The following is a 24,216-nucleotide window of genomic DNA, read 5'->3' as shown; positions in this document are numbered from 1 at the left end:
TGCAGCCGGAGGCTATTCCCCCCGGCAGAGCGGCTTGGCGCATGATCAAGTAACGGCCGGCAGACCCTGTTCAAGCGTGAAGGCCAGGCACGAGCATGCCCGGCCTATGGGGCTCAGGTAGCGTCCGCGTGGCTGGTCATGCCCTTGATCAGCACCGCGCCACTGGCCAGCACCGCCGGCACCAGCAACGCCGTCAGCACTTGTTCGAAGTGCCAACCCATCCCGAGCAAGGTGGCGCCGATCCAGGCACCGAGGATGGCACCGAAACGCCCGACGCCCAGCATCCAGGAGACGCCCGTGGCGCGCCCGTGGGTGGGGTAGAAGCGCGCGGCCAGCGACGGCATCGCCGATTGCGCACCGTTGACACACATACCGGCGGCCAGCACCAGGGTGGCCAACAGCATCGTGTCCCCCAGGCTTTTGCCGACGGCCCAGGCAAACAGGCCCGCGAGCAGGTAGAACACGCCGATGACCTTGTGCGGGTTGAAGCGGTCCATGGCCCAGCCGACGGCCACTGAACTGAGCACCCCGCCGAACTGGAACAGGGCGCCGATGAACGCGGCCTGCTCCAGGCTCGCACCGCTTTCGCGCATCAGCGTCGGCAGCCAGCTGGTGAGCAAATAGACGATCACCAGGCCCATGAAGTAGGTCAGCCAAAGCAACAACGTACCTGCGCTGTACACGCCGCCGAAGATCACTGCGAACACGTTGCGTGCCTTGACCCCCTGCTGCTCCGGCACGCTGAAGGCTTGCGCCTGAGCAGCCTGCTCACCGATTGGCCGCAGCACCTTGCGCACCCGCTCGGCCGATTGCCCGCGCACTACCATGAACCGCGCCGATTCCGGCAGCCAGAACGCCAAGGCCAATGCCAGCAGCAGCGGCAACACGCCGCCCACCAGCAGCAGGCTGTGCCAGCCCCAACTCGGGATGAGCCAGGCCGAGATGAAACCGCCCCCGGCCATGCCCAGGTTGAAGCCGCAGAACATGCTTGTTACCAGCAGCGACTTGAGCCGCTCTGGGGTGTATTCAGACAGCAGGGTGGTGGCATTGGGCATCGCCGCGCCCAGCCCCAGGCCGGTCAGGAAACGCAGTAACACCAATTGCTCGAGGTTGGCGCTGAACGCGCAGGCGAGGCTGAAGATGCCAAACAAGAACGCCGACACCACCAGCACGCCCTTGCGCCCGAAGCGATCGGCCAACGGCCCCGAACCCAGGGCACCGAAGACCATACCGATCAGGGCGGCGCTCATGACCGGGCCCAGTTGAGCACGGTTGATGCCCCAATCCTGGCTCAGCGCGGGCGCAATGAACCCCATGGCAGCGGTGTCCAGGCCGTCGAGGAACACGATCAGAAAGCACAGCAGTGCGATGCGCCACTGGTACCGCGACAGCGGCTGGGCGTTGATGAATTGCTGAACATCGAGGGTGCCGGCTGGCGAGGTGGCCTGCGCGGGCGCGCCAGCAATGTCGCCGGCAGCAGTCAGCGTCTGTGACATGGTTTTTGCTCTTGTTGTTGGATGCCGCAAACGCTAAGCCCGGCTGAACCCGCCCAGCAAGGCACGGATCTGGAATCGGTGCGGTTATCGCACGCTTTGCACAGCAGCTGCTTTGCGAAATGCCAGAGGGCTTTGGCCGGTCATGCGCTTGAAAAAACGTGAGAAGTAAGCTGGCTCGGAAAAGCCCAGCGCGTCGGAAAGCTGGTTGATGCTCAAGGTTGAGTACACCAGCTCTCGGCGCGCCTCCAGCACCAGGCGTTCATGGATCGTCGCCAGGGCACCCTGGCCCCCGAGCCGCATCACCACATCGCGCAGGTGGGCGGTGGTGATGCCCAGTTGCCGCGCATAACGCTCCAGGCTCCAGTGCTCGCGAAAATGGGCCTCCACCAAGGTGGTGAAGGCCGCCAGGTGCGCCTGCCCGGGTGCCGGCCTGCGGCTCGCCTGGCGCCGCTGGCGCTGCCGGGCGAGCCAGGCGGCGAGCAGGCCCAGTAGCGATTGCACGGCCAACTCACGTGCGGCCAGCAGCGGGTTGGCGTATTCAGCGGCCAACTGCTCGAACACCTGTGCCACCCAACCGCCCTCCTCGCCCAATGGGTAGAGCCCAGGGCGCTCAAGGACCACGCGCTGATCGCCCATTGCCTGCTGCAGGGAGGCCACCAACGGCGCCGCCAGCGTCAGCACATGGCCATCAACCGCATCGCTGAAACGAAACCCGTGCACGCACAGCGGCGGCACCAGCTGCACCGCAGGTTGCTCCACGCGCGCCCGCTGGCCCTCCAGCTCGATGTCGGCCCAGCCTTGGCGCAAGAACAACAACTGGGTCAGGTCGGCGTGCCGGTGCGGGCGGATCTCCCAGCCATGCAGGCGGCTGCGGCTCGGGATCGATTCACAGTGCAGAAAGTCCGGCGCAGGCCAGTCCACGCCATCGCCGTACAGCTTGAAGACCGGTACCGAAGCGCCCGGCTGTGCAGGGCGAAGGCGCTGCATAGGCCGCTCCCTAAGTTGCGAAAAGTCCAAAAAGTAGCATGGAAAATGCCTTAACCACAGTGGCAGGGCAGGATAAAAATACAGGAACCTCTCCACAAAACAGGGCCGTGAGCCCGCTACAACACGAGGTCACCGCCATGCAAACCTGCGTCGCCATCATCGGTGCCGGCCCGGCCGGGCTGCTGCTGGGCCAATTGCTGCACAACGCTGGCATCGCCAACGTCATCCTCGAACGCCAAAGCGCCAGCCATGTGCTGGGGCGCATCCGTGCCGGCGTGCTCGAACAGGGTACGGTCGAGCTGCTTCATGAAGCAGGTGTCGGCCAGCGCCTGGCCGCCGAAGGCCTGGTGCATGAAGGTTTCGAACTGACCTTGGGTGACCGGCGCGAGCGCATCGACCTCAAGCGCCTGACCGGCCGAACTGTCACGGTGTATGGGCAAACCGAAGTCACCCGCGACCTGATGCAGGCGCGCGAACGCAGCCAGGCACTGACCTGCTACAACGCCAGCGACGTGCAACTCCACGACCTGCAAAGCGACCGGCCCAGCGTTACGTTCCAGTACCAGGGCGAACAGGTCCGCCTGGCCTGTGACTATATCGCGGGCTGCGACGGCTTCCATGGGGTGGCCCGCCAGTCGATCCCTGCCGCAAGCCTGCGCACCTTCGAGCGTGCCTGGCCATTTGGCTGGCTCGGCGTGCTGGCCGACACACCACCGGTCAACGACGAACTGATCTACGCCAGCCACCCCCGCGGCTTTGCCTTGTGCAGCCAACGCTCCCATACCCGCTCGCGCTACTACGTGCAGGTGCCGGCCGACGAAGCGGTAGACCAGTGGAGCGATGAGCGCTTCTGGAACGAGCTGCGAGCACGGCTTCCCGGCGACGTCGCGCAAGCGCTGGTCACCGGCCCCTCGATCGAGAAAAGCATCGCGCCGCTGCGCAGTTTCGTGGTCGAGCCTCTGCAGCATGGCCGGCTGTTCCTGCTGGGTGACGCGGCCCACATCGTTCCGCCCACCGGTGCCAAAGGCTTGAACCTGGCGGCCAGTGATGTGAGCACGCTTTATCGCATTCTGCTGAAGGTGTATCGCGAGCAACGCACCGATCTGTTGGAGCGCTATTCGCCGCTGTGCCTGAAGCGCATCTGGAAAGCCGAGCGGTTCTCCTGGTGGATGACCTCGATGCTGCACACCTTCGAACAGCGTGATGGGTTCAGCGAGCGCATTGGCCAGGCGGAGCTTGAATATTTTCTGGATTCAGAAGCCGGGCGCACCTGCATCGCTGAGAACTACGTGGGGCTGCCTTATGAGCCCATTGAGTGAAACAGCATTAAATCAGCCGTTTTGTAACCTGAGGTTTCCTTCATCTAGCGTCAAATGAAAATCCTTCGCATCATGTCGGCCGCTCGGGGGGCCCCCGCCAGTTACCACCATTGATGCAGGATTTCTTAATGAATCGTACCCCATTGGCCGCGGCCAGCTTGCTGGCCATCGCCGTTGCGCTCAGCGGCTGCGGTGACAGCAAAGACACCACCAAACCTGTGGCGCAGGCGCCCGCCGCGGCTTCAGCGCCGGCCACCACGCCTGCCGAGGCAAGCAGCAAGGCGGTGGTAGCGCACTATGCGGAAATGGTCCACGCGGTGTTCAGCGATTCGCTCACCGGCGCGCAAAAGCTGCAGGTGACCATCGACGCCCTGCTCGCCAGCCCCTCCGACGCCACGTTGAAAGCCGCGCGCCAGGCGTGGCTCGATGCTCGCCCAGCGTACCTGCAGAGTGAAGTGTTCCGCTTTGGCAACACCCTCATCGACGACTGGGAAGGCCAGGTGAATGCCTGGCCGCTGGACGAAGGCCTGATCGACTACGTCGACGAGGGCTACGAGCAGGCCCTTGGCAACCCGGCCGGAAAAGCCAATATCATCGCCAACACGCATATCCAGATCGGTGAAGACACCCTCGACGCCGGCAAGATCACCCCACAACTGCTCGCCAGTCTCAACGAGGTAGGCGGCTCGGAGGCCAACGTCGCCACCGGTTACCACGCCATCGAATTCCTGCTCTGGGGCCAGGACCTCAATGGCACCGGCCCCGGCGCAGGCAACCGCCCCGCCTCCGACTACCTGGAAGGCGCAGGCGCCACTGGCGGGCACAACGACCGCCGCCGCGATTACCTCAAAGCCGTGACCCAGCTACTGGTCAGCGATTTGCAGGAAATGGTCGAGCAATGGGCGCCGGGCAAGGCCGACAACTACCGCGCCAGTTTGCTGGCCGAGCCCGGCGAGGCTGGGCTGCGCAAGATGCTGTTCGGCATGGGCAGCCTGTCGCTGGGTGAGCTGGCCGGCGAGCGGATGAAGGTCGCCCTGGAGGCCAACTCACCTGAAGATGAACACGACTGCTTCAGTGATAACACCCACAACTCGGCGTTCTGGAACGCCAAGGGCATCCGCAACGTATACCTGGGCGAATACACACGCCTGGACGGCAGCAAGCTGGCCGGCCCAAGCCTGTCGCAATTGGTCGCCAAGGCCGATGCTGCCACCGATGCCGCGCTAAAGGCCGACCTGGCCGACACCGAGGCGAAAATGCAGGTGCTGGTCAACAAGGCCAACCAAGGTGAGCACTTCGACCAGTTGATCGCACCCGGTAATAACGCAGGCAACCAACAGGTGCGCGATGCCATCGCCGCGCTGGTCAAGCAGACCAGCGCCATCGAGCAGGCAGCAGGCAAGCTGGGCATCAGCGACCTGAGCCCCGACACCGCCGACCACACCTTCTGAGGCCCGCCCGGGTGGGCTGCTCCGTACCTTGATGCGCCGATTCTTCGCCTTCTGGCCAGCCCTGTGGCTGGCCATCTCTCTAGGTGGCTGCGACAAGCTCCCGCCCATGGGCGCTGTGCAGCCCGGCGAAACCCACCCCGGTGGCGCAACCACGGTGCAGCGCAGCGACCGGCTTGCCTTTTCGTTGCCCGCGGCCAACCTGACCGCCGAGCAACGGCTCGACTTCAGCGTCGGCCGTTCGTTCTTTCGCAACCCCTGGGTGATTGCGCCTTCCACCACCACCGCGCGCGACGGCCTGGGGCCGTTGTACAACGCCAATGCCTGCCAGGCATGCCATGTGCGCAACGGCCGCGGCCACCCCCCTGAGCCGGGCGCGCTCAATGCGGTATCGATTCTGGTCAGGCTGGCTATCCCGCCGGGCCCTGGCAGCGCTGCCACGCTGCGTACGATGGGCGTAGAGCCCGAGCCTGTCTACGGGACCCAATTGCAAGACCAGGCCATTCCAGGCGTGCCGCCGGAGGGGCGCGTACGTGTGAGTTACAGCGAACACCCCGTTCACTTCGCCGACGGTTTCGAGGTGCGCCTGCGCAAGCCCGTGTTGACCATCGACCGCCTTGGCTATGGGCCGCTGCATCCGGCCACGCAGCTGTCGGCACGCATCGCGCCGCCGATGATCGGCCTGGGCCTGCTCGAAGCGATCCCGCAGGCAGACCTGCAGGCCCAGGCCGCACGCCAGCCCGCATTGGGCCTGCAGGGCCGGCCCAATTACGTCTGGGATGACGCCAAGGGCCAAACCGTGCTCGGCAGGTTTGGCTGGAAAGCCGGCCAGCCCAACCTTGACCAGCAGAACGCTCATGCAGCGCTGTCGGACATGGGCCTGACCAGCGCGTTGCTACCGGCGCAGAACTGCACCGCAGCGCAGGTCGCCTGCAAGCAGGCCACCCCTGGCGACGGGCCGGACGGCGAAGGCGAGGTCAGCGACAACATTCGCAGGCTGCTGTTGTTCTATACCCGCCATCTGGCGGTGCCCGGCCGCCCGGCGGCAGCCCAGAGGGCGGTGCTCGAAGGCAAGCAGCTGTTTCAGCAGGCTGGCTGCCAAGGCTGCCATGTACCCCGCTGGGTGACCGCCTCCGACGCGGCCGAGCCGTCCCTGGCCGGGCAGACCATCTGGCCCTATACCGACCTGCTGCTGCACGACATGGGGGCCGGGCTTGCCGACGGCCGCGGTGAGTTTCAGGCCGGCCCCCGTGACTGGCGCACCGCGCCGCTCTGGGGCCTTGGCCTGACCCGCGCGGTCAGCGGCCATTACCAGCTGCTGCACGATGGGCGTGCCCGCGACCCTTTGGAGGCCGTGCTCTGGCACGGCGGCGAGGCCGAGGCGGCGCGCCAGCAGGTACTGACGTTCGACGCCCGCCAGCGCGCCGCGCTGCTGGCTTTTCTCGACTCACTTTAACGCTCTCGGGAGCCCTTGCCATGTTTCGCCCCAAACTCTTGTTCACCAGCCTCGCTGCCCTGGCCCTGGGCGCTTGTGCACCCCAGGATCGCGAAGCGAGCACCAGCGCGGCCTTGGCCAAGCAGGTGATCCTTCCCGGCTACAGCCAGTGGCTGGCTGCCGACCGTCAATTGGCCGCCAGCGCCCTGGCCTTCTGCGAGGGGCGTGAGGCACTGGCCCAGGCGCGGGCTGATTACCTCACGGCCCAGCGTGCCTGGGCCGCGCTGCAACCGATGCTGGTCGGCCCTCTGGCCGAAGGCAATCGCGCCTGGGCGGTGCAGTTCTGGCCAGACAAGAAAAACCTGGTAGGCCGCCAGGTCGAGCAACTCCTGGCCAGTGGCACGCCGGTGGATGTCGCTAGCCTGGCCCAGGGCAGCGTAGTGATCCAGGGCCTCTCGGCGTACGAATACATTCTCTACGACAGCCAGCCCGAGCTGGCCGACCCGGCGCGCAAGGCGCGCTACTGCCCGTTGCTGATCGCCATCGGCGAACGCCAAAAGGCCCTGGCCGAAGACATCTTGGCGGCCTGGAACCGCCAGGGCGGGATGCTCTCGCAATTGACGCAGTTTCCCAACGACCGCTATGCCGATGCCCACGAGGCGCTGGCCGACCTGTTACGGGCACAGGTCACCGCGCTGGACACGCTGAAAAAGAAACTCGGTGCGCCCATGGGCAGGCAAACCAAGGGCGTGGTTCAGCCGTTCCAGGCCGAGGCCTGGCGCAGCGACGCTTCGCTGTCGAGCCTGCGGGCGGGTCTGGAAGCGGCCAGGGCCGTGTGGGACGGCGTCGACGGCCAGGGCTTCAAGGGCCTGCTGCCCAAGGAACACAAGGCGGTCGCCGAGCGCATCGACAGCGCCTACGCGGCGGCGCTGAGCCTGCTGGAGCCGGATCAGCGCCTGTCGAACATGCTGCAAAGCCCGGATGGCCTGAGCCAACTCAAGCACCTCTATGACAGCCTCAATAACGTCCATCGCCTGCACGAAGGCGAGCTGGCACGGGCGCTGGGCATCCAGCTGGGCTTCAATGCCAACGACGGGGACTGACCATGGCCATGCCAAACCTTCTTGAGGGTGCCCTCGCCCTGGTAGGGCGGCTGCTGCCGGGCCGCAAAGGCCGCGCGCCGATGTTGCTCTCGGCACGCGACGACGCCCAGGGGCGGCATTACGCCGTCGCGTGCCGGCTCGATGGGCGCGTGCTGTTCGCTACCGAGGTGCCGCTGCGCTGCCACGCCGTGGTCGATCATCCTCACTTGCCATTCGCGCTGTGGGTCGCTCGCCGCCCCGGCTGTGAAAGCTACCTGATCGACTTGCGCAACGGGCGGCTGCTGCAGCGGCTGGCCACGCCCAGTGGGCGGCATTTCTACGGCCACGCGGCCCTGCACGCAGGGGGAGAATGGCTGTATGCCACGGAAAACGACACCAGCGACCCGGGCCGCGGGGTATTGGGCGTTTATCGCTTCCAGGCGAACGGGCTCACCCGCGAAGGTGAAGTGCCGACCCATGGCCTCGGCCCGCACGAGGTCAGCTGGATGCCGGACGGTGAAACCCTCGTGGTCGCCAACGGCGGCATCCGCACCGAAGCCGAAAGCCGCGTGGAAATGAACCTTCAGGCCATGGAACCGAGCCTGGTACTGATGGACCGTGCCGGCCGGCTGCTATCGAAGGAGACGCTGGCGCTGCCCATGAACAGCATCCGCCACCTGGCCGTTGCAGCCGACGGCACGATCCTGGCCTGCCAGCAGTACATGGGCGCCAGCGACGACCTGGCGCCGCTACTGGCGATCAAACGGCCCGGGCAGTCGTTCGAGGCCTTCCCGGTGGGCGATGCGCAGCTGCGCAATATGGCTCAGTACACGGCCAGCGTGGCCGTGCACGATTCACTGCGGCTGGTCGCCTTGACCGCGCCCCGGGCCAACCGTTTGTTTATCTGGGCGCTGGACAGCGGTGCGCCGGTGCTTGAAGCACAGGTACCGGACTGCGCAGGTGTGGCCGCCGTGGCCGACGGGTTCGTCGTGAGTTCTGGGCAAGGGCGCTGCCGGCATTACCGCTGCAGTGGCGAGGTGATCCAGGCCAGCGCATTGACGCTGCCCTCGGGCGGCTGGGACAACCACCTGCATCAGGTGGCCTGAAACGCCATCGCCCAGCAAGGCTGGGCGATGGCGGTGTACGGGTGCTCGTTTTCTTATTGCGCTCTGGTCCCCTGGGCCAAGCCGTAGACCAACAACAGCAGGTCTGAGTCAGGCTTCATTGCCGCTTGGCTCTGCTGCACGCGCGGAAGATGGCACAAGCCCTCTCCATGCGCGGCAGTGAGGATCGCAGGGCCCGGCTGATGCCAAGCCGCCATGGCGGCACCGGTGACCGCCAGGCCCGTGAGCACGAAGGCTGCACGCGCGATTTTTATATTCATCACTCCAACCCTTTGACAACGCTGCCAAACGCTGCCTCGTAAAAGTAGAGCAGTTTTGCCCAATCGGCATCACTGAATGACGAATGGCGGCGCAATTGCTTCAAGTCATGTGAGGCGGCGCGCTGGGCGCTAAACACTCGGCGGCACTTTTCGAAATCAAGCAACGCAGCTTCCACGCTCAGTTCCGGGCCATCGACCTGAACGCGAATGAACACATGCTTGATGTACAGGCAGTTGTGCTGCCAGCGGCCGCGGTGCATACGGGCCAGGTTCTGCGCTAGATCCTGAAGGAAACGCTCATGCACCCACTCGCCCAGGCGCTCCCGGCCACCGCCTTCCAGCCAGTGGGTATATTCCTCGAACCCATCGAGCGATTCGGTCACCAGCAGCGCGCGCCAACCAGCCTGGTGGTCGCGCTGGGCTTCGCAGAACTTGAGCGCAGGCACCCTTACGTTGAGGTTGGCCACCCCCGTCAGTGCATCCCGTTCGCGGAGCACTGTTGGCCTGCCGAAGGGGTGCAGCGGGCTGCGATAGATATGCCCCACCTGGCGCTTGACGTACAGCAGGTGGTCTTCATCGTAGATTCGCTGCACACCACTCTCGCCGCCGCGGCGGCGGTTGGGTTCTTCTACCCACTCCCCCTGGCGCGCCCAGTAGTCCTGGAAGCTAGCTATTGCCATTGTGTTGATCCCTCGAGCCCATGCGCACGGAACTTTTTGTGGTTAGCACCATAGGAGCCATGGCGTACTCGAAAAGTTACGGTCATGTGAAAAAAATGTTTCGAGGTACTACCGCTTACGTTGGCGTAGCGGGCGCTAGGTTCACGGTGAATCGGCAGCCATGGGGCTGCATATGCGCAAGGTCGACCGACCAACCTTGGTCGGAACAGATCCGCTGTACCAGCGAAAGGCCCAGGCCGAGGCCCTCGCCGCGCTTTTCGGTACCGCGCACAAATGGCTTGAACATCGCTTCGCGTTTATCTTTGGGAATGCCCACGCCGCTGTCTTCGACGACAAACTCGGTGCCTTCGACCGCCAGTCGGATATAGCCCTGTTCGGTGTAGTGCAGCGCATTGCGCAACAAGTTGCTCATCACGGTCTGCAAAAAGGTAGCGTTATAAGTGACGGCACCCTCGGTGGCCTCGGGCCGCTCCACGTGCAAGGCCAGCCCTTTGGCCTCGATCTGCGTCTGCCACTGCGCGGCGAGGTCAGCGGCGACTTGGCTGAGCGTCGCCTTGGCGGCCAGCGCGTCGTTTCGTTGCGCGCGCGCAAGCATCAGGAAGGTCTGCACCAGCTCTCGCATGTCTTCACAGGCGCGGGTGATGCGCTCCACTTGCTTGCGTGAGCGCTCGTCGAGCAACGGGCTGGCGAGCAACAACTCGCAGGAGGTGGCCAGCACCATCAGGGGGGTACGCAGCTCATGGCTCACATCGCTGGTGAACAGCCGCTCGCGGTTGAGCGCCTCGCGCAGCCGGCCCAAGGTGGCATCGAACGCCACCGCCAATTGCCCTACTTCGTCGGCGGCATAGTCCGGTGCCAGTGGCGGGGCCAGGCCCAAGAGCTGGTCACGGTGGCGAACCTGGCGCGCCAGCCGGATCACCGGAGCCATCACCCTACGCGCCAGCAGCCAACCGAGGAACACCGCCAAGGCCAGGCTCAGCACAAAACCGATCAGCACGACGGCAAAAAGAATTCGTTCGCGCTCTTCGAAGTCACTTTGATCTTGCAGGAGCACGTAGCGCCGGCCGTCTACCACCTGCACCATCGCGTGGTACGACAGGTCGCCACGGAAAACCTCATGAAAACCCGGGCTAAGATGGCGCAGATCCTTGGGCAGCTCGAAGTCACCCTGGCCGCCGCTGAAATAGAACAGCTGGTCGGGCTCGGGGCGATGGTTCCAGTCGCTGATGCTGTCCATCATCAACAAGCGCTGAAGATCGCCGCCCAGGCCGGCGGAAATGAGCTTTTCCTCCACCAGGTGCACCGTAGCGACGATGCCCACTGCGAAAGCCCCGGCGACCAGCGCGCTCATCAACGCAAAAGCGATGATGATGCGCTGTGCAAGGCTCTGCTTAAACTCCATCCCGGCCCTCGGTCAGGCGGTAGCCCACGCCATGCACGGTGTGCAGCAGCGGTTTGTCGAACGGCTTGTCGATCACTTGGCGCAGCTGGTGCACGTGGCTGCGCAAGCTGTCGCTGTCGGGGCAGTCATCACCCCACAAGGCCTCTTCGAGCACCTCGCGGCGCAGCACGTGCGGGCTTTTTTGCATCAGCACCGCCAGCAGCTTGAGGCCGACGGGGTTGAGCTTGAGCAGCTTGCCCGCCCGGGTGACTTCCAGTGTGTCGAGGTCGTAGATCAGGTCGCCCACCTGCAACGAACGCCGGCCTCCCCCTTGGGCGCGGCGCATGACCGCCTCGATGCGAGCCGCCAGCTCGGACAGTGCGAAGGGCTTGACCAGATAGTCGTCGGCGCCGTTGCGAAAGCCTTGCAGCCGGTCGTCGAGCTGGTCGCGGGCGGTGAGCATGATCACCGGCGTATCACGACGGGCGTCTTCACGCAGGCGCTTGCACAAGGTGTAGCCGTCGATGCCCGGCAGCATGATGTCGAGCACGATAAGGTCGTAATGCTCGGTGGCCGCCAAGTGCAAGCCCGACAGCCCATCCTGGGCGCAATCGACCGTGTAGCCCTTGAGCCCCAGGTAATCGGCAAGGTTGGCCAAGATGTCGCGGTTGTCTTCGACGACCAGAATTCGCATGGGATTGCCCCTGTGGTGGCGTGGTTCGGTGCAAACAGCGCGCGCAGCTTAAGCCGAACCGGCCGCGGCCGCCAGTGTACATCCGCTTTGACGCTTTTTTTACCCAAGGTTCACGGCGGCCCCACACATCCAGGCGCAGGCTGCGCGCTGTCCGTCCCCCTGCCTTACGGAGCTTCCATGCCCTCCTCCCCTTCCCGGCCACCCTCACGCCCGCTCAACCTTTGGCTGGTGCTGGGTATTCCACTGGTGATAGCCGCCTTATTGATACTGCTGGAACTGACTGATCTGGACATGTACCTGGCGCGGCTGGCCTACGACCCGGCAGCGGGCGACTTCATTGGCCGGCACAGCTATTTCCTCGAAAACTTCTTGCACGACCGGGCCAAGCAGGTGGTCATCGCCATTGGCCTGCTGGCATTGGCAGCCTTGATCGGCAGCCTGTTCATCCAGCCGCTCAAGGCAGTACGCCGCGAGCTGGGTTGCCTGGTACTGTCGATGGCCCTGGCAACCAGCTTCGTTACACCGATGAAGCAGCTGACCCAAGTGCAATGCCCTTGGAGCCTCAAGGAATTCGGAGGCAGCGAAACCTACAGCAAGCTGCTGCAACCGCGGCCCGCCACTGACAAGCCTGGCCTGTGCTGGCCGGGCGGCCATGCGGCCACTGGCTTCACGCTGTTCGCGCTGTTTTTCGTATTCCGCGACCGAAAGCCCCGCGTGGCCCGTGGCATGTTCGTGTTCGCCTTGGTGCTGGGGTCGATCTTCTCGATAGGCCGCATGCTACAGGGCGCCCACTTCTTCTCGCACAACGTGTGGACGGCCGTGTTCTGCTGGCTGATTTGCCTGGGGGCTTACTACGCGGTGCTCTATCGCCGAGTGGGCGAGGCCCGCAAACAGGCCCCGGCACACTTGCCTCAGGTGTAGATCATCTTGCGGGCCATGCCGCCGTCGATCTGCCAGGCCTGGCCGGTCACAAAGCTGGCCTGCGCCGAGAGCAGCCAGGCCACCAGTGCCGCTACATCCTCCACCGTACCGACCCGGCCCGCCGGATGTTGGGCATGGTCAGCAGCGCTGAGCGGCTCGGCGCGCCGCTCGGCGTTGTCGCGCACGTCGATCCAGCCGGGGCTGACGGCATTGACGCGGATCTCCGGGCCCAGGCTGACCGCCAGTGCGTGAGTGAGCGCCACCAGGCCGCCTTTGCTGGCGGCATAGGCTTCGCTGTCGGGCTCAGACTGCACGGCCCGGGTGGAGGCGATGTTGACGATGGCGCCGTTGCGTACACGCAGGTAGGGCACCGCATGCCTGGCCAGCAGCATGGCGCCGGTGAGGTTCACCGCCAGCACGCGGTTCCAGTGTGCCAGTGTCAGGTGCTCCAGCGGCCGGCTGTGCGGATCGGCGATCGCCGCGTTGTTGACCAGCGCATCGAGGCGACCGAAGCGTGCCATCGTTTGCTCTACCGCCGCTGCGGCTTGTGATTCGTCCGCCACGTCCAGGGCGATGAACATCGCCCGGTCACCCAATGCCTGGGCGACTTTCTGCCCACGCGCCTGGTCGATGTCGGCCAATGCCACCCGCCACCCTTCGCAGATCAACCAGGCCGCCACGCCCAAGCCAATGCCGCGTGCGGCGCCGGTCACCAATGCGACACGGCCATCGTGGAAGCTGCCACCGGCAGCGCCCACTTCGATCACAGCGCGGCCAGCCCGCGGGCCAGGTCGGCCTGCAGGTCGGTAACATCCTCAAGGCCGACCGCCAGGCGGATAAGGCTGTCGCGGATACCCGCCGCTTCACGCTCCTGCGGGCTCAGGCGGCCGTGGGAGGTAGTGGCCGGGTGGGTAATGGTGGTTTTGCTATCGCCCAGGTTGGCAGTGATCGACACCAGCCGCGTGGCATCGATGAAGCGCCAGGCACCCGCCTTGCCGCCCTTGACCTCGAAACTCAGCACGCCGCCGAACCCGCGCATTTGGCGCTTGGCCAGTGCGTGTTGCGGGTGGCTGGGCAAGCCGGCGTAGTGCACCTTTTCGACTCCCGGCTGTTGCTCGAGCCACTCGGCCAGCGCTTGCGCGCTTGCACAATGGGCACGCATGCGCAGGTTGAGGGTTTCCAGGCCCTTGAGGAAGATCCAGGCGTTGAACGGGCTCAGTGAAGAGCCTGCCGTACGGATGACCCCGACCATTTCCTTCATGTGCTCGGCGCGGCCGGCGACCACGCCGCCCATGCAACGGCCCTGGCCATCGATGAACTTGGTGGCCGAGTGCACAACGATGTCTGCGCCCAGTGCCAGCGGCTGTTGCAAGGCTGGGGTGCTGAAGCAGTTGTCCACCACCAGCAGCGCGCCTTTGGCATGGGCCACTTCGGCCAGGGCGGCGATGTCGACCAGCTCGGCCAAGGGGTTGGAGGGCGATTCGACAAACAACAGCCGTGTGTTGGGCTTGATGGCTTTTTCCCAAGCGGCAACATCGGCCAGTGGCACGTAGGACACCTCGATGCCGAAGCGCTTGAAATACTTGTCGAACAGGCTGATCGTCGAGCCGAATACGCTCTGGGAAATCAGCACGTGGTCGCCCGCGCTGCACAGGCCCATGGCCACGCCGGTGATTGCCGCCATGCCGGTTGCAAAGCCCACGGCCTGCTCGGCGCCTTCCAATGCCGCAATGCGCTCTTCGAACGAGCGCACCGTGGGGTTGGTGTAGCGCGAATAGACGTTGCCCGGCACTTCACCGGCAAAGCGCGCCGCCGCGTCTGCGGCAGTGCGAAAGACATAACTGGAGGTGAAGAACAGCGGGTCGCTGTGCTCACCTTCAGGGGTGCGGTGCTGGCCAGCCCGGACTGCGAGGGTATCGAAGGCCACGCCTTCGAGGTCGCTGTCCAGGCGCCCGGCGTCCCAATCCTGACTCATGGCGCCTGCTCCTTCAGTTGTTGTACAGGTCGATGATCGCGCTCACCGCCTGAGTTTTCACCTTGGCCATGTCATTGCGCGCCTGGTCGATTTTCGCCAGGTAGCGCTCATCGATATCACCGGTGATGTAATTACCGTCGAACACCGCGCAATCGAACTGGTCGATCTTGACCTTGCCGCCGCCGACCGCATCGATCAGGTCAGGCAGGTCCTGGTACACCAGCCAGTCGGCGCCGATCAGGTCGGCCACCTGCTGAGTGGTGCGGTTGTGCGCGATAAGCTCATGGGGGCTCGGCATGTCGATGCCGTAGACGTTGGGGAAGCGCACCGCTGGGGCTGCGGAGCAGAAATAGACATTCTTGGCGCCGGCTTCGCGGGCCATCTGGATGATCTGCTTGCACGTGGTGCCGCGCACGATCGAATCGTCGACGAGCATGACGTTCTTGCCGCGGAATTCCAGCTCGATGGCATTGAGCTTCTGCCGCACCGATTTCTTGCGCGCCGCCTGGCCGGGCATGATGAAAGTGCGCCCGATGTAGCGGTTCTTGACGAAGCCCTCGCGGAACTTCACGCCCAGCTGGTTGGCCAGCTCGAGCGCCGAGGTGCGGCTGGTGTCCGGGATCGGGATGACCACGTCGATGTCGTGATCAGGGCGCTCGCGCAGGATCTTCTCGGCAAGCTTCTCGCCCATGCGCAGGCGGGCCTTGTACACCGAGATGCCGTCGATGATCGAATCGGGGCGGGCCAGGTACACATGCTCGAAGATGCAAGGGGCGTAATGAGGGTTGGGCGCGCACTGGCGGGTGTGCAACTGGCCGTCTTCGGTGATGTACACCGCCTCGCCTGGGGCGAGGTCGCGAATCAGAGTGAAACCCAGCACGTCCAGCGCCACGCTCTCGGAGGCGATCATGTACTCGACGCCTTCGTCGGTATGGCGCTGGCCGAACACGATCGGGCGGATGGCGTTGGGGTCGCGGAAACCGACGATGCCGTAGCCGGTGATCATCGCCACCACGGCGTAGCCACCGCGGCAGCGCTTGTGCACGTCTTTTACGGCAGCGAACACGTCTTCTTCGGTGGGCTGCAGCTTGCCCCGCACTGCCAGCTCATGGGCAAACACGTTCAGCAGCACTTCGGAGTCGGAGCTGGTGTTCACATGGCGCAGGTCAGACTCGTAGATCTCCTTGGACAGCTGCTCGGCGTTGGTCAGGTTGCCGTTGTGCGCCAGGGTGATGCCATAGGGCGAGTTGACGTAGAACGGCTGGGCTTCGGCCGAAGTGGAGCTGCCTGCCGTCGGGTAACGCACATGGCCGATACCCATGTTGCCCACCAGCCGCTGCATGTGGCGCTGCTGGAAGACATCGCGCACCAGGCCGTTGTCCTTGCGCAGGAACAGGCGGCCGTCATGGCTGGTGACAATACCGGCAGCGTCCTGGCCGCGATGCTGCAGGACGGTTAACGCGTCATACAGCGCCTGATTGACGTTCGACTTACCGACGATACCGACGATGCCACACATGCGACACAACCCCTGTTTAATGAACCTGAACGGCCTGCGGCTCCGGTGCCTTCTGGGCAGGGAGCAACTGGTCCTTGAACGGAATGGTGACCGGCGGCACGGTGCCGTCGTTCATCCATTGGCTGGTCTTGCCCACAATGAGGTTTTTAGACCAGTCGGCAACCAGCAGAAACCGCGGCAACAGCTGGGATTGCTGCCACCAGACATCCTGCTGGACCGGCCCCAGGCTGAGCAGCCCGGCGGCCACTACCACCAGCAAACCTCCCCGAGCGGCGCCGAACACCATGCCCAGGAATCGATCGGTGCCGGACAGGCCGGTCACGCGGATCAGTTCACCGATGAGGAAATTGACCAACGCCCCAACCAGCAGGGTGGCCAGGAACAAGAGTGCGCAACCGACAATGACGCGGGCGGACGGGGTTTGGATGTAGTTCTCCAGATACGGCGCCAGGCCGCCACCGAACATCCACGCCACGCCGCCGGCAATGATCCAGGTAACCAGCGACAGAGCTTCCTTGACGAAGCCTCGCTTCAAACTGATCAGAGCGGAGACGGCGACGATCGCCACGATCGCCCAGTCGACCCAAGTAAATGCCACGGCGCAGCCCGTTGACGGATGAGGCGGCGCATTTTACCAGAGGTAACAGGTTCCGGCGATGGCGGATTCAAATCGCGGCGACGGCCAGAACCTATCAGGACTTCTCGGGCTCGAAGCGCACCACCAGGCCGTTGAGCTGCAGCTGGCGATTGAGGGTAGTGCGCAGGCGGTCGGCTTCGGCCCGCTCGATCACTGGCCCCACGAACACCCGGTTCTTGCCATCTGCCGAGCGAACATAGGCGTTGTAGCCCTGGGTACGCAGGCGGCTCTGCAACCCTTCGGCCCCCGAACGGGTCGACAAGCTGGCAACCTGGATAGCCCAGCTGACCGGTACACCGTTGGTATCGAGCTTGGCGTTGCCGTCGGGCTTGGCCGACACACCGGCGACCGGTGCGGTAGCCTGCACGGGCTGCGCTGGCGGTGCTGGAGGCACCGGCAACGGCGTGGTGGCCCGGGCGGCCGGGGCAGTTTGCGCCTGCTTGCTGGCAACCGGCTGCGCTGGAGCGACCGGCATGCTGGGCGCCGTCGTGATCGGCTGCGCATCGGCCTGGGCCTGCTCGCTGCCGGCAGGCGGTGCCACAGGCGAGTTCTCAGGCACCGCTACCGGCTCGACCTTGACCTGCGCCAATGCAGGCGCGCTCGGCGCTGCCGGCGCATCCACACGCACCTGACGCATTTCATCCGGCCGGCTGAACAGCATCGGCAAAAAGATCACCGCCAGGGCTATCAGCACCACGGCGCCAACCATCCGCTGCTTGACCACGCTATCGAGCATCGCCCAAGGGCCTCCCTACTCCGACCGCTCGCCCAGCCACTCAAGCGCCTGGGCCACACAGAAAAACGAACCGAACACAACGATCTCATCGCCCTCGCCCGCCCGCTCGCACTCGAAGGCGAGCGCAGCGGCGACGCTGTCATGAGACGCTACGTTGGCACCAAGGTTCGCCAATACCTGCGCAAGCTCTACGGCCGGGCGGCTGCGGGGCGTGGGCAAGGGCGCTACCGACCAACGCGAGAACGTGACGGCCAGCGGCTCGACCACGCCTTGCAGGTCTTTGTCGGCCAGCAAACCGAACACCGCCGTGCGCTGCCCGGCGACCGGGCGGGCCAGCAACCGTTGGCGCAGGTAGTGCGCAGCGTGCGGGTTGTGGCCCACATCCAGCATCAACTGCACCTTGCGGCCCTGCCAGAGCACCTCGCGCCGGTCGAGCCGGCCGGTCACACGCGCAGCACCCAGGGCCTGTGCAATCACCTCGGGCTCCCAGGCCAAGCCCAACTGGGCGTAACCCTGCAGCGCCAAGGCGGCGTTTTCCATGGGCAGGTCAAGTAGCGCAAGGCCCTGCAGGGCCAGCGGCAAGCCGTCACGGCCCTTGCCGCGCCAGCTCCACTGCCCGGTGCCCACCTGAAGGTCGTAATCCCGGCCACGTAACGACACCGGGCAGCCCAGCACTCGCGCTTGCTCAAGCAATGGAGCGGGCGGGTCGAGATCACCGACCAGCGCGGGCACACCCGCGCGGAAGATACCGGCCTTCTCGAACGCCACCGATTCGCGGGTATCGCCCAGGTATTCGGCGTGATCCAGGCCGATGCTGGTCACCAAGGCAAGGTCGGCATCGACCAGGTTCACGGTATCGAGGCGCCCGCCCAGGCCCACTTCGAGCACCACGGCGTCCAGCCCGGCGCGAGCGAATAGCCAGAACGCGGCCAGGGTGCCCATTTCGAAATAGGTCAGGGTGATGTCGCCGCGCGCGGCCTCAACCGCTGCGAAGGCTTCACACAAGGCCTGATCGGTCGCCAGCGTACCGTTCAGCCTCACCCGCTCATTGTAGGTGAGCAGGTGCGGGGAGCTGTAAACGCCCACCTTCAGCCCTTGCGCGCTGAGCAAGCTTGCCAGCATGGCGCAGGTGGAGCCCTTGCCATTGGTACCGGTCACGACCACCTGGCACGGTGCCAGGCGCTCGAGCCCCAGGTGCTGCATGACCTGGCGCGAACGTTCCAGGCCCATATCGATGGCAGAGGGGTGCAGTTGCTCGAGCCAAGCCAGCCACTGCGCCAGTGTGCGTTCGGTCATACCTCGGCAGGGACCGGCACGTTGGCTTGCACGGGTGTGGGTTGGTTGGTCATCTGGGCCAGCAGGCGAGCCAGGCGCGGGCGCAGCTCGCTACGGGAAATGATCAGGTCGATCGCGCCGTGGTCGAGCAGGAACTCGCTTCGCTGGAAACCTTCTGGCAGTTTTTCGCGAACGGTCTGTTCGATGACCCGCGGGCCGGCAAAGCCGATCAGCGCCTTGGGCTCCCCGACGATGACATCGCCCAGCATCGCCAGGCTCGCCGATACACCGCCGTAGACGGGGTCGGTCAGCACCGAGATGAACGGAATGCCTTCTTCACGCAAACGGGCCAGCACGGCGGAGGTCTTGGCCATCTGCATCAGGGAGATCAGCGCTTCCTGCATGCGTGCACCACCGGAGGCGGAGAAGCAGATCATCGGGCAGCGATTTTCCAACGCGTAGTTGGCCGCGCGCACGAAGCGCTCCCCAACGATGGCGCCCATGGAGCCGCCCATGAAGCTGAACTCGAATGCGCTGCACACCACCGGCAGGCCCATCAGGGTGCCGGTCATGGAGATCAGAGCATCCTTTTCGCCGGTCTGTTTCTGCGCACCGACCAGGCGATCCTTGTACTTCTTGCTGTCGCGGAATTTCAGGCGGTCCACCGGCTCCAGGTCGACCCCCAGCTCTTCGCGACCTTGCTCATCCAGGAAGATGTCCAGACGCTGGCGGGCGCCGATGCGCATGTGATGGTTGCACTTGGGGCATACATCGAGGGTTTTTTCCAGCTCGGGCCGGTACAGCACGGCCTCGCAGGACGGGCATTTATGCCAGAGCCCCTCGGGAACCGAGCTCTTCTTCACCTCCGAACGCATGATCGAAGGGATCAGTTTGTCTACCAGCCAGTTGCTCATGCTTGCTCATCTCCAGTAACGGGGCTGCCGTTTAAGCCAGGTGCCCCGGCCTTGGGTGTGTGTCGGGCATGGTTGCGCCAAGGCGCCACCCGATAAATCAAGGTAACGGCCGCTGGCCATCACCGTATTGAAATGTGTGGACGGCCCAGCCTTGCCTGCCGTCACATGTGCTCAATTCGCCGCCGCTTGTCGCACCGCCGAGGTGAATGCAGTGATCAGTGCCGCATCCTTGATGCCCTTGGACGCCTCCACGCCGCCGCTGACGTCTACTGCCCACGGCTTGACCTGAGCAATGGCCTGGCCGACGTTGGCCGGCGTGAGGCCGCCGGCGAGGATCACCGGCATGCCCAGGTCGGCAGGTACCAGCGACCAGTCGAACGCCTGCCCGGTACCGCCTGGCACGCCCTCTACAAAGGTGTCGAGCAGCACACCGCGGGCGCCAGCGGCGCGGTAGGCCTGGCAGGCAGCGGCGATGTCGTCACCGGCACGCACGCGCAGTGCCTTGACCCAGGGGCGGCCGTGGCCTTCGCACTGGGCGGGGGTTTCATCGCCATGGAACTGCAGCAGGTCCAGAGGCACGGCGTCGAGAATCTCCCCAAGCTCGCACCGGCTGGCGTTGACGAACAGGCCCACTGTGGTCACGAAGGGGGGCAGCGCCTGCACGATCGCCCTGGCGCGCGCGAGCGTGACGGCTCGCGGGCTTTTGGCGTAGAACACCAGGCCGATGGCATCGGCGCCCGCCTGGGCCGCCGCGAGGGCGTCTTCCACGCGGGTGATGCCACAGATTTTGCTGCGAACAGCGGCCATAAAGGAAAACTCTGCCTGCAAAGAAGGGCCGGATAGTAGCAAACCCCACCCTGCCCGTCAGCCAGCGCCTTCATTCAAGGGCGTTAAAAAATGCGGCCCGAGGTAGCGCTGGGGCAGTTCATAGGCCTGGGGATATTCCACCTGCACCAAGTACAGACCGAAAGGGTGGGCAGTGACCCCGCCCTCACGCCGCGATCGGCTTTCCAGCACCTGCCGCGCCCACTCCACTGGTCGCTCGCCCGCGCCGATGGCCATCAGCACACCCGCCAGGTTGCGCACCATGTGATGCAGGAAGGCATTGGCACGGACATCCAGCACGATCAACTTGCCATGGGCCTGAACCTGCAAATGGTGAACCTGCTTGATGGGCGACTTGGCCTGGCACTGGCCAGCACGGAACGCACTAAAGTCATGGGTGCCAACCAATGCCTGGGCCGCTTCGGCCATGCGCGAGACATCCAGAGGGCGGTAGTTCCAGGTGACCTCCTCGCCCAAGTGTGCCGGGCGAATGGGGTCGTTGTAGATCACATAGCGATAGCGACGCGCCTTGGCCTTGAACCGGGCATGGAAATCGGCCGGCATCACTTTCGCCCAGGTCACGCTGATGTCATGCGGCAACTCGGCATTGGCGCCCATCACCCAGGCCTTGAGCGGGCGGTGCACCTGGGTGTCGAAATGCACCACTTGCCCGCACGCATGCACCCCGGCGTCGGTTCGCCCGGCGCACATGACCGAAATCGGTGCTGCAGCTACTCGCCCAAGCGCTTTTTCCAGGGTCTCCTGCACCGTCTGGGCGGTACTGGCCTGGCGCTGCCAGCCCGCATAGCGGGAGCCTTTGTATTCAACGCCCAAGGCGATGCGCGTGTAGCCTTCGGCGGCGATTTCGTTGGCGGCGGGTTCGAAGCTGTTCACGGTCGGGCCTGCTTGGAAAAAACGAAAGCGGCAGCCCTAAGGGCTGCCGCCTGGGTAGAGCACGAGAAGATCAGGCAAGCTGTTCGAGCATGCGCCGGGCTTCACTTTGCTGGGCACTGTTGCCCTCTTTCAAAACCTCGTCGAGGATGTCGCGGGCGCCGTCGGCGTCCTGCATTTCGATGTAGGCCTTGGCCAGGTCGAGCTTGGTGGTGACCTCATCGGTTTCAGCCATGAAGTCGAAATCATCTAGCCCGCCGCTACCTTGCTCCATCTCTTGGGAAAACTGCCCCAACTGGGCATTGACCTCGTCGAGATCGGCAGCGAAGCGATCCTGCTCCTCAGGGTGCTCATCGGCCAGCGACAGGTCGAAGTCCTCGGGCAACGTACCGACCGGAGCGGGCTCAGGCTCAAGGTCATCCAGCGCATCGACCGGCGAGGGGGCCGGGTCGTGCGCCGGAACATCGAGGTCGAAGTCGGCCAGGTCAAGCTCGCGCGCACGCTTGGCCTCGGTATCACGTAGCAACGCGTCGAAATCCAGATCATTGACTGGGGCACTTTCAACCTTGGCAGCCGGCTCGGCAGTGGCGGGGTCGATGCCATCAAGGCTCAGGTCGAAGTCGGTATCGAACACCTCACCGATCGGCTCCGGGGCATCGGGCTCATCCTGCAGCAGGTCCTTGACGTATTGAGCGTCCATTTCGGCTGCCACTGCTGCCGCGCTTAGCCCGGCCGCTGCGGCCACGCCAACCATGGCGGGGAAGCGCGCCTTGAGGCTTTCCACCGAGGCCTGATTGGCGCCACTGGCTTGAAGCCGTCGCTCGTTGGCCACGAAGGCGTCACGATCACCTTGGTGGGCATACACTTCCATCAGCTTCAGGCGCAGCTCGCTGCGGTCAGGCTCGGCCTGCACGGCAGGCTCCAGCAGATCGGCAGCGTGGTTGTAGCGGCCACGCTCGATCGCATCCTGGGCCTGGGTGAGCACGTCGTCAGCCGCAGGGGCTTTGACCAGGCTGGCGACCGTTGGCACGTCGTTTTCCGGCGGCGGTGCCGGGGCGAAGGGTGCCGGGCCGCTGGCGGCGGCCTGCGCGGCTGCGGCAGAGGCCGCGACCATCGCTGGCGCCAGTTTCACGTTAGGTGCCTGCGGATCAAGCCCCTCGAAGCTGGTGGGGGGAAGTTCGAAATCTTCCTCCCGGAATTCACGCTCTTCTTCTAGCGCCCGAGCCATGCGCATGTGCTTTTCGGCCTGTTCCTGCGCCTTGCGGCGCCTGGCCAGCAGCCAGGCTGCGATCAGCACCGCCAACAACGCCACGCCCCCTGCAGCGCCCAACACGTAGGGGTTGCTGGCAGAAGGCGCTGTATTGGTGGCAGGCGCGTTCGCAGCGCCTGACGAACCGGGCGCGGCCTGGCCATCCGGGGTGGCCGGGGCTTGCCCGGTTGCCCCTTCGGAAGGGGCGCCAGCAGGATCTTGCCCAGGGCTGGCAGGGGTGTTCGGCGCCTCGTTCAGCTGCGCATTGATCGCTGGCTGGGAAGGCGTGGCTGCTCCCGGTGCAGCGGGCTGGCCCGCGGGCGGAGCGGCAGCGGCGGCTTGCAGCCGGGCCAACTGATCGTTCTTGAGGTCGATCAGCCGCTGGAGTTTGTCCAGTTGGCTTTGCAGGTCGGCGTTGCGGCTATTGAGTTCGTCATTTTCGCGCCGGGCGGAGTCCAGGCTTTCCTGCACAGTAGAGAGCTGATCGCGCAGCGCCTTCTGGTCTGCCGCAGCGCCGCGGCCGTTGCGCGTGTCGCCGGAGACCAGGGTGAGGTTGTCTTTGGGCTCGGTGGCCGGCGCAGTGCCCTTGGCGCCCCGGCGCGTAGCATCGACCTGCTGGGCACGTGGCCCGAGGCGACGCCCTTCACGCCAGGCCGCATTCTGCCGAGCCACTTCGGCGATGGCCTGGGGCTGGCCAAGCGCGGTAGCGTTGGGGGCATCAGGCAGGCGCAGAACCTGCCCGGCACGGAGGCGGTTGATGTTGCTGTCGAGAAACGCGTCGGGGTTGAGCGCCTGGATAGCAAGCATGGTCTGCTGTACAGAGGCACCCGCCGGGCGCGACCTGGCTGCGATTTCCCAGAGCGTATCAGGGCTCTTGGTGGTGTATTGGGCGTTCTTGCCGGTGGTAGTAACCGCCGGTGTGGGCGCTGCGCTGGCTGCAGGCGTAGCAGCCGGGGCCTGCGGCGACAGCTTCGAAGGGTCGACGAGCACGCTGTAGTCGCGCATCAGCCGCCCGGCCGGGTACACCACCTGCACCAGGAACTTGACCATTGGGTCGGGCAACACGCTGGCAGAGGTGACCTGGATCACGCTGCGGCCTTGGGCATTGATCACCGGCGTGAAGCTCAGCTGGCTCAGATAGGCTGCGCGGTTGACCCCGGCCTTGCTGAAGTCTTCGGGTGACGCCAGGCTCGGCACGACTTCCGGCGCGGTGAGGTTGCCGACGTCGCGTAGCTCTATCTCCGCCAGGAGCGGCTGGTTGGGAGCCGACTTGAGTGTGACCTCCCCCAGTTCCAGGGCTTGCGCGAGCCCCGAGGACAATGTCGACGCCGCGGCAATCGCCAGTGCCAGCTTACGGAGATGAACCAT

General features: G+C 65.1%; 22 protein-coding genes. 6 read left to right on the top strand and 16 right to left on the bottom strand.

Features of this window, described 5'->3' with window-relative positions; genetic code table 11:
* Positions 1 to 113: 113 nt before the first annotated feature.
* Both F474_RS08510 and F474_RS08505 read right to left on the bottom strand, forming a co-directional pair.
* Positions 114 to 1,496 (bottom strand): MFS transporter, encoded by a 1,383-nt coding sequence (locus F474_RS08510; protein ID WP_097085566.1) that lies wholly within the window; start codon positions 1,494 to 1,496, stop codon positions 114 to 116.
* A gap of 84 nt (positions 1,497 to 1,580) precedes the next feature.
* Positions 1,581 to 2,483, bottom strand: a complete 903-nt coding sequence (locus tag F474_RS08505; RefSeq protein ID WP_097085567.1) for a helix-turn-helix domain-containing protein — start codon at positions 2,481 to 2,483, stop codon at positions 1,581 to 1,583.
* A gap of 137 nt (positions 2,484 to 2,620) precedes the next feature.
* Between F474_RS08505 and pobA the strand changes: the two genes are divergently transcribed.
* The 5 genes from pobA to F474_RS08480 all read left to right on the top strand — a co-directional run bounded on the left by pobA (position 2,621) and on the right by F474_RS08480 (position 8,873).
* The gene (pobA, locus tag F474_RS08500) at positions 2,621 to 3,802 is read left to right on the top strand and encodes a 4-hydroxybenzoate 3-monooxygenase (RefSeq protein WP_097085568.1); all 1,182 of its coding nucleotides are present in this window, start codon (positions 2,621 to 2,623) and stop codon (positions 3,800 to 3,802) included.
* 128 nt (positions 3,803 to 3,930) lie between these two features.
* On the top strand, positions 3,931 to 5,253 hold the full coding sequence (locus F474_RS08495) for an imelysin family protein (protein WP_097085569.1): 1,323 nt from the start codon (positions 3,931 to 3,933) through the stop codon (positions 5,251 to 5,253).
* A gap of 31 nt (positions 5,254 to 5,284) precedes the next feature.
* The gene (locus F474_RS08490) at positions 5,285 to 6,706 is read left to right on the top strand and encodes a di-heme oxidoredictase family protein (protein WP_097085570.1); all 1,422 of its coding nucleotides are present in this window, start codon (positions 5,285 to 5,287) and stop codon (positions 6,704 to 6,706) included.
* A gap of 20 nt (positions 6,707 to 6,726) precedes the next feature.
* Positions 6,727 to 7,788, top strand: coding sequence for an imelysin family protein (locus F474_RS08485; RefSeq protein ID WP_097085571.1), 1,062 nt, complete (start codon positions 6,727 to 6,729; stop codon positions 7,786 to 7,788).
* A gap of 2 nt (positions 7,789 to 7,790) precedes the next feature.
* The gene (locus F474_RS08480; RefSeq protein ID WP_097085572.1) at positions 7,791 to 8,873 is read left to right on the top strand and encodes a DUF1513 domain-containing protein; all 1,083 of its coding nucleotides are present in this window, start codon (positions 7,791 to 7,793) and stop codon (positions 8,871 to 8,873) included.
* 53 nt (positions 8,874 to 8,926) lie between these two features.
* Here F474_RS08480 and F474_RS08475 read toward each other — a convergent pair whose 3' ends face one another.
* From F474_RS08475 to colR, 4 genes are all read right to left on the bottom strand, one after another.
* Positions 8,927 to 9,151 carry a hypothetical protein gene (locus tag F474_RS08475; protein ID WP_097085573.1) on the bottom strand — a complete coding sequence of 75 codons (225 nt, stop codon included), beginning with the start codon at positions 9,149 to 9,151 and terminating at the stop codon, positions 8,927 to 8,929.
* The gene (locus F474_RS08470; RefSeq protein ID WP_097085574.1) at positions 9,151 to 9,831 is read right to left on the bottom strand and encodes a lipopolysaccharide kinase InaA family protein; all 681 of its coding nucleotides are present in this window, start codon (positions 9,829 to 9,831) and stop codon (positions 9,151 to 9,153) included. The genes F474_RS08475 and F474_RS08470 overlap by 1 nt, the downstream gene beginning before the upstream one ends.
* Before the next feature lie 115 nt (positions 9,832 to 9,946).
* Positions 9,947 to 11,233 (bottom strand): HAMP domain-containing sensor histidine kinase, encoded by a 1,287-nt coding sequence (locus F474_RS08465; protein WP_097085575.1) that lies wholly within the window; start codon positions 11,231 to 11,233, stop codon positions 9,947 to 9,949.
* Positions 11,223 to 11,906: a two-component system response regulator ColR gene (gene colR, locus F474_RS08460; protein ID WP_097085576.1), complete on the bottom strand. Its 684-nt coding sequence runs from the start codon at positions 11,904 to 11,906 to the stop codon at positions 11,223 to 11,225. The genes F474_RS08465 and colR overlap by 11 nt, the downstream gene beginning before the upstream one ends.
* Before the next feature lie 177 nt (positions 11,907 to 12,083).
* Between colR and F474_RS08455 the strand changes: the two genes are divergently transcribed.
* Positions 12,084 to 12,827 (top strand): phosphatase PAP2 family protein, encoded by a 744-nt coding sequence (locus tag F474_RS08455; protein ID WP_097085577.1) that lies wholly within the window; start codon positions 12,084 to 12,086, stop codon positions 12,825 to 12,827.
* Here F474_RS08455 and F474_RS08450 read toward each other — a convergent pair.
* The 10 genes from F474_RS08450 to F474_RS08405 all read right to left on the bottom strand — a co-directional run bounded on the left by F474_RS08450 (position 12,818) and on the right by F474_RS08405 (position 24,216).
* On the bottom strand, positions 12,818 to 13,585 hold the full coding sequence (locus tag F474_RS08450) for an SDR family oxidoreductase (protein WP_371916153.1): 768 nt from the start codon (positions 13,583 to 13,585) through the stop codon (positions 12,818 to 12,820). The genes F474_RS08455 and F474_RS08450 overlap by 10 nt on opposite strands.
* Before the next feature lie 5 nt (positions 13,586 to 13,590).
* Positions 13,591 to 14,802: an O-succinylhomoserine sulfhydrylase gene (locus F474_RS08445; protein WP_097085579.1), complete on the bottom strand. Its 1,212-nt coding sequence runs from the start codon at positions 14,800 to 14,802 to the stop codon at positions 13,591 to 13,593.
* Between the two features lie 13 nt (positions 14,803 to 14,815).
* Entirely contained in the window at positions 14,816 to 16,321 is a 1,506-nt protein-coding gene (gene purF, locus F474_RS08440; RefSeq protein ID WP_097085580.1) for an amidophosphoribosyltransferase, read from the bottom strand.
* A 16-nt stretch (positions 16,322 to 16,337) separates the two neighbouring features.
* Positions 16,338 to 16,919, bottom strand: coding sequence for a CvpA family protein (locus tag F474_RS08435; RefSeq protein ID WP_097085581.1), 582 nt, complete (start codon positions 16,917 to 16,919; stop codon positions 16,338 to 16,340).
* Positions 16,920 to 17,013: 94 nt separating this feature from the next.
* Complete coding sequence (locus F474_RS08430) at positions 17,014 to 17,694, bottom strand: SPOR domain-containing protein (protein WP_097085582.1); 681 nt, start codon at positions 17,692 to 17,694, stop codon at positions 17,014 to 17,016.
* A gap of 15 nt (positions 17,695 to 17,709) precedes the next feature.
* Positions 17,710 to 18,990: a bifunctional tetrahydrofolate synthase/dihydrofolate synthase gene (folC, locus tag F474_RS08425; protein ID WP_097085583.1), complete on the bottom strand. Its 1,281-nt coding sequence runs from the start codon at positions 18,988 to 18,990 to the stop codon at positions 17,710 to 17,712.
* Complete coding sequence (gene accD / locus F474_RS08420) at positions 18,987 to 19,883, bottom strand: acetyl-CoA carboxylase, carboxyltransferase subunit beta (protein WP_097085584.1); 897 nt, start codon at positions 19,881 to 19,883, stop codon at positions 18,987 to 18,989. The genes folC and accD overlap by 4 nt, the downstream gene beginning before the upstream one ends.
* 171 nt (positions 19,884 to 20,054) lie before the next feature.
* Positions 20,055 to 20,690 (bottom strand): phosphoribosylanthranilate isomerase, encoded by a 636-nt coding sequence (locus F474_RS08415; protein ID WP_097085585.1) that lies wholly within the window; start codon positions 20,688 to 20,690, stop codon positions 20,055 to 20,057.
* 57 nt (positions 20,691 to 20,747) lie between these two features.
* Positions 20,748 to 21,572: a tRNA pseudouridine(38-40) synthase TruA gene (truA, locus tag F474_RS08410; protein ID WP_097085618.1), complete on the bottom strand. Its 825-nt coding sequence runs from the start codon at positions 21,570 to 21,572 to the stop codon at positions 20,748 to 20,750.
* A gap of 100 nt (positions 21,573 to 21,672) precedes the next feature.
* The gene (locus F474_RS08405; protein WP_097085586.1) at positions 21,673 to 24,216 is read right to left on the bottom strand and encodes a FimV/HubP family polar landmark protein; all 2,544 of its coding nucleotides are present in this window, start codon (positions 24,214 to 24,216) and stop codon (positions 21,673 to 21,675) included.

The organism is Pseudomonas sp. URIL14HWK12:I12 (assembly GCF_003097135.1).
Taxonomy (GTDB): domain Bacteria; phylum Pseudomonadota; class Gammaproteobacteria; order Pseudomonadales; family Pseudomonadaceae; genus Aquipseudomonas.
The sequence above is the reverse complement of the archived record's forward strand: the minus strand, read 5'-3'. Positions and strand labels throughout refer to the sequence as shown.

Bases quoted from the DNA above. Each gene is read 5' to 3' on its own strand.
- F474_RS08510 (WP_097085566.1), bottom strand. From the start codon at position 1,496: ATGTCACAGACGCTGACTGCTGCCGGCGACATTGCTGGCGCGCCCGCG.
- F474_RS08505 (WP_097085567.1), bottom strand. From the start codon at position 2,483: ATGCAGCGCCTTCGCCCTGCACAGCCGGGCGCTTCGGTACCGGTCTTC.
- pobA (WP_097085568.1), top strand. From the start codon at position 2,621: ATGCAAACCTGCGTCGCCATCATCGGTGCCGGCCCGGCCGGGCTGCTG.
- F474_RS08495 (WP_097085569.1), top strand. From the start codon at position 3,931: ATGAATCGTACCCCATTGGCCGCGGCCAGCTTGCTGGCCATCGCCGTT.
- F474_RS08490 (WP_097085570.1), top strand. From the start codon at position 5,285: ATGCGCCGATTCTTCGCCTTCTGGCCAGCCCTGTGGCTGGCCATCTCT.
- F474_RS08485 (WP_097085571.1), top strand. From the start codon at position 6,727: ATGTTTCGCCCCAAACTCTTGTTCACCAGCCTCGCTGCCCTGGCCCTG.
- F474_RS08480 (WP_097085572.1), top strand. From the start codon at position 7,791: ATGGCCATGCCAAACCTTCTTGAGGGTGCCCTCGCCCTGGTAGGGCGG.
- F474_RS08475 (WP_097085573.1), bottom strand. From the start codon at position 9,151: ATGAATATAAAAATCGCGCGTGCAGCCTTCGTGCTCACGGGCCTGGCG.
- F474_RS08470 (WP_097085574.1), bottom strand. From the start codon at position 9,831: ATGGCAATAGCTAGCTTCCAGGACTACTGGGCGCGCCAGGGGGAGTGG.
- F474_RS08465 (WP_097085575.1), bottom strand. From the start codon at position 11,233: ATGGAGTTTAAGCAGAGCCTTGCACAGCGCATCATCATCGCTTTTGCG.
- colR (WP_097085576.1), bottom strand. From the start codon at position 11,906: ATGCGAATTCTGGTCGTCGAAGACAACCGCGACATCTTGGCCAACCTT.
- F474_RS08455 (WP_097085577.1), top strand. From the start codon at position 12,084: ATGCCCTCCTCCCCTTCCCGGCCACCCTCACGCCCGCTCAACCTTTGG.
- F474_RS08445 (WP_097085579.1), bottom strand. From the start codon at position 14,802: ATGAGTCAGGATTGGGACGCCGGGCGCCTGGACAGCGACCTCGAAGGC.
- purF (WP_097085580.1), bottom strand. From the start codon at position 16,321: ATGTGTGGCATCGTCGGTATCGTCGGTAAGTCGAACGTCAATCAGGCG.
- F474_RS08430 (WP_097085582.1), bottom strand. From the start codon at position 17,694: ATGCTCGATAGCGTGGTCAAGCAGCGGATGGTTGGCGCCGTGGTGCTG.
- folC (WP_097085583.1), bottom strand. From the start codon at position 18,990: ATGACCGAACGCACACTGGCGCAGTGGCTGGCTTGGCTCGAGCAACTG.
- accD (WP_097085584.1), bottom strand. From the start codon at position 19,883: ATGAGCAACTGGCTGGTAGACAAACTGATCCCTTCGATCATGCGTTCG.
- F474_RS08415 (WP_097085585.1), bottom strand. From the start codon at position 20,690: ATGGCCGCTGTTCGCAGCAAAATCTGTGGCATCACCCGCGTGGAAGAC.
- F474_RS08405 (WP_097085586.1), bottom strand. From the start codon at position 24,216: ATGGTTCATCTCCGTAAGCTGGCACTGGCGATTGCCGCGGCGTCGACA.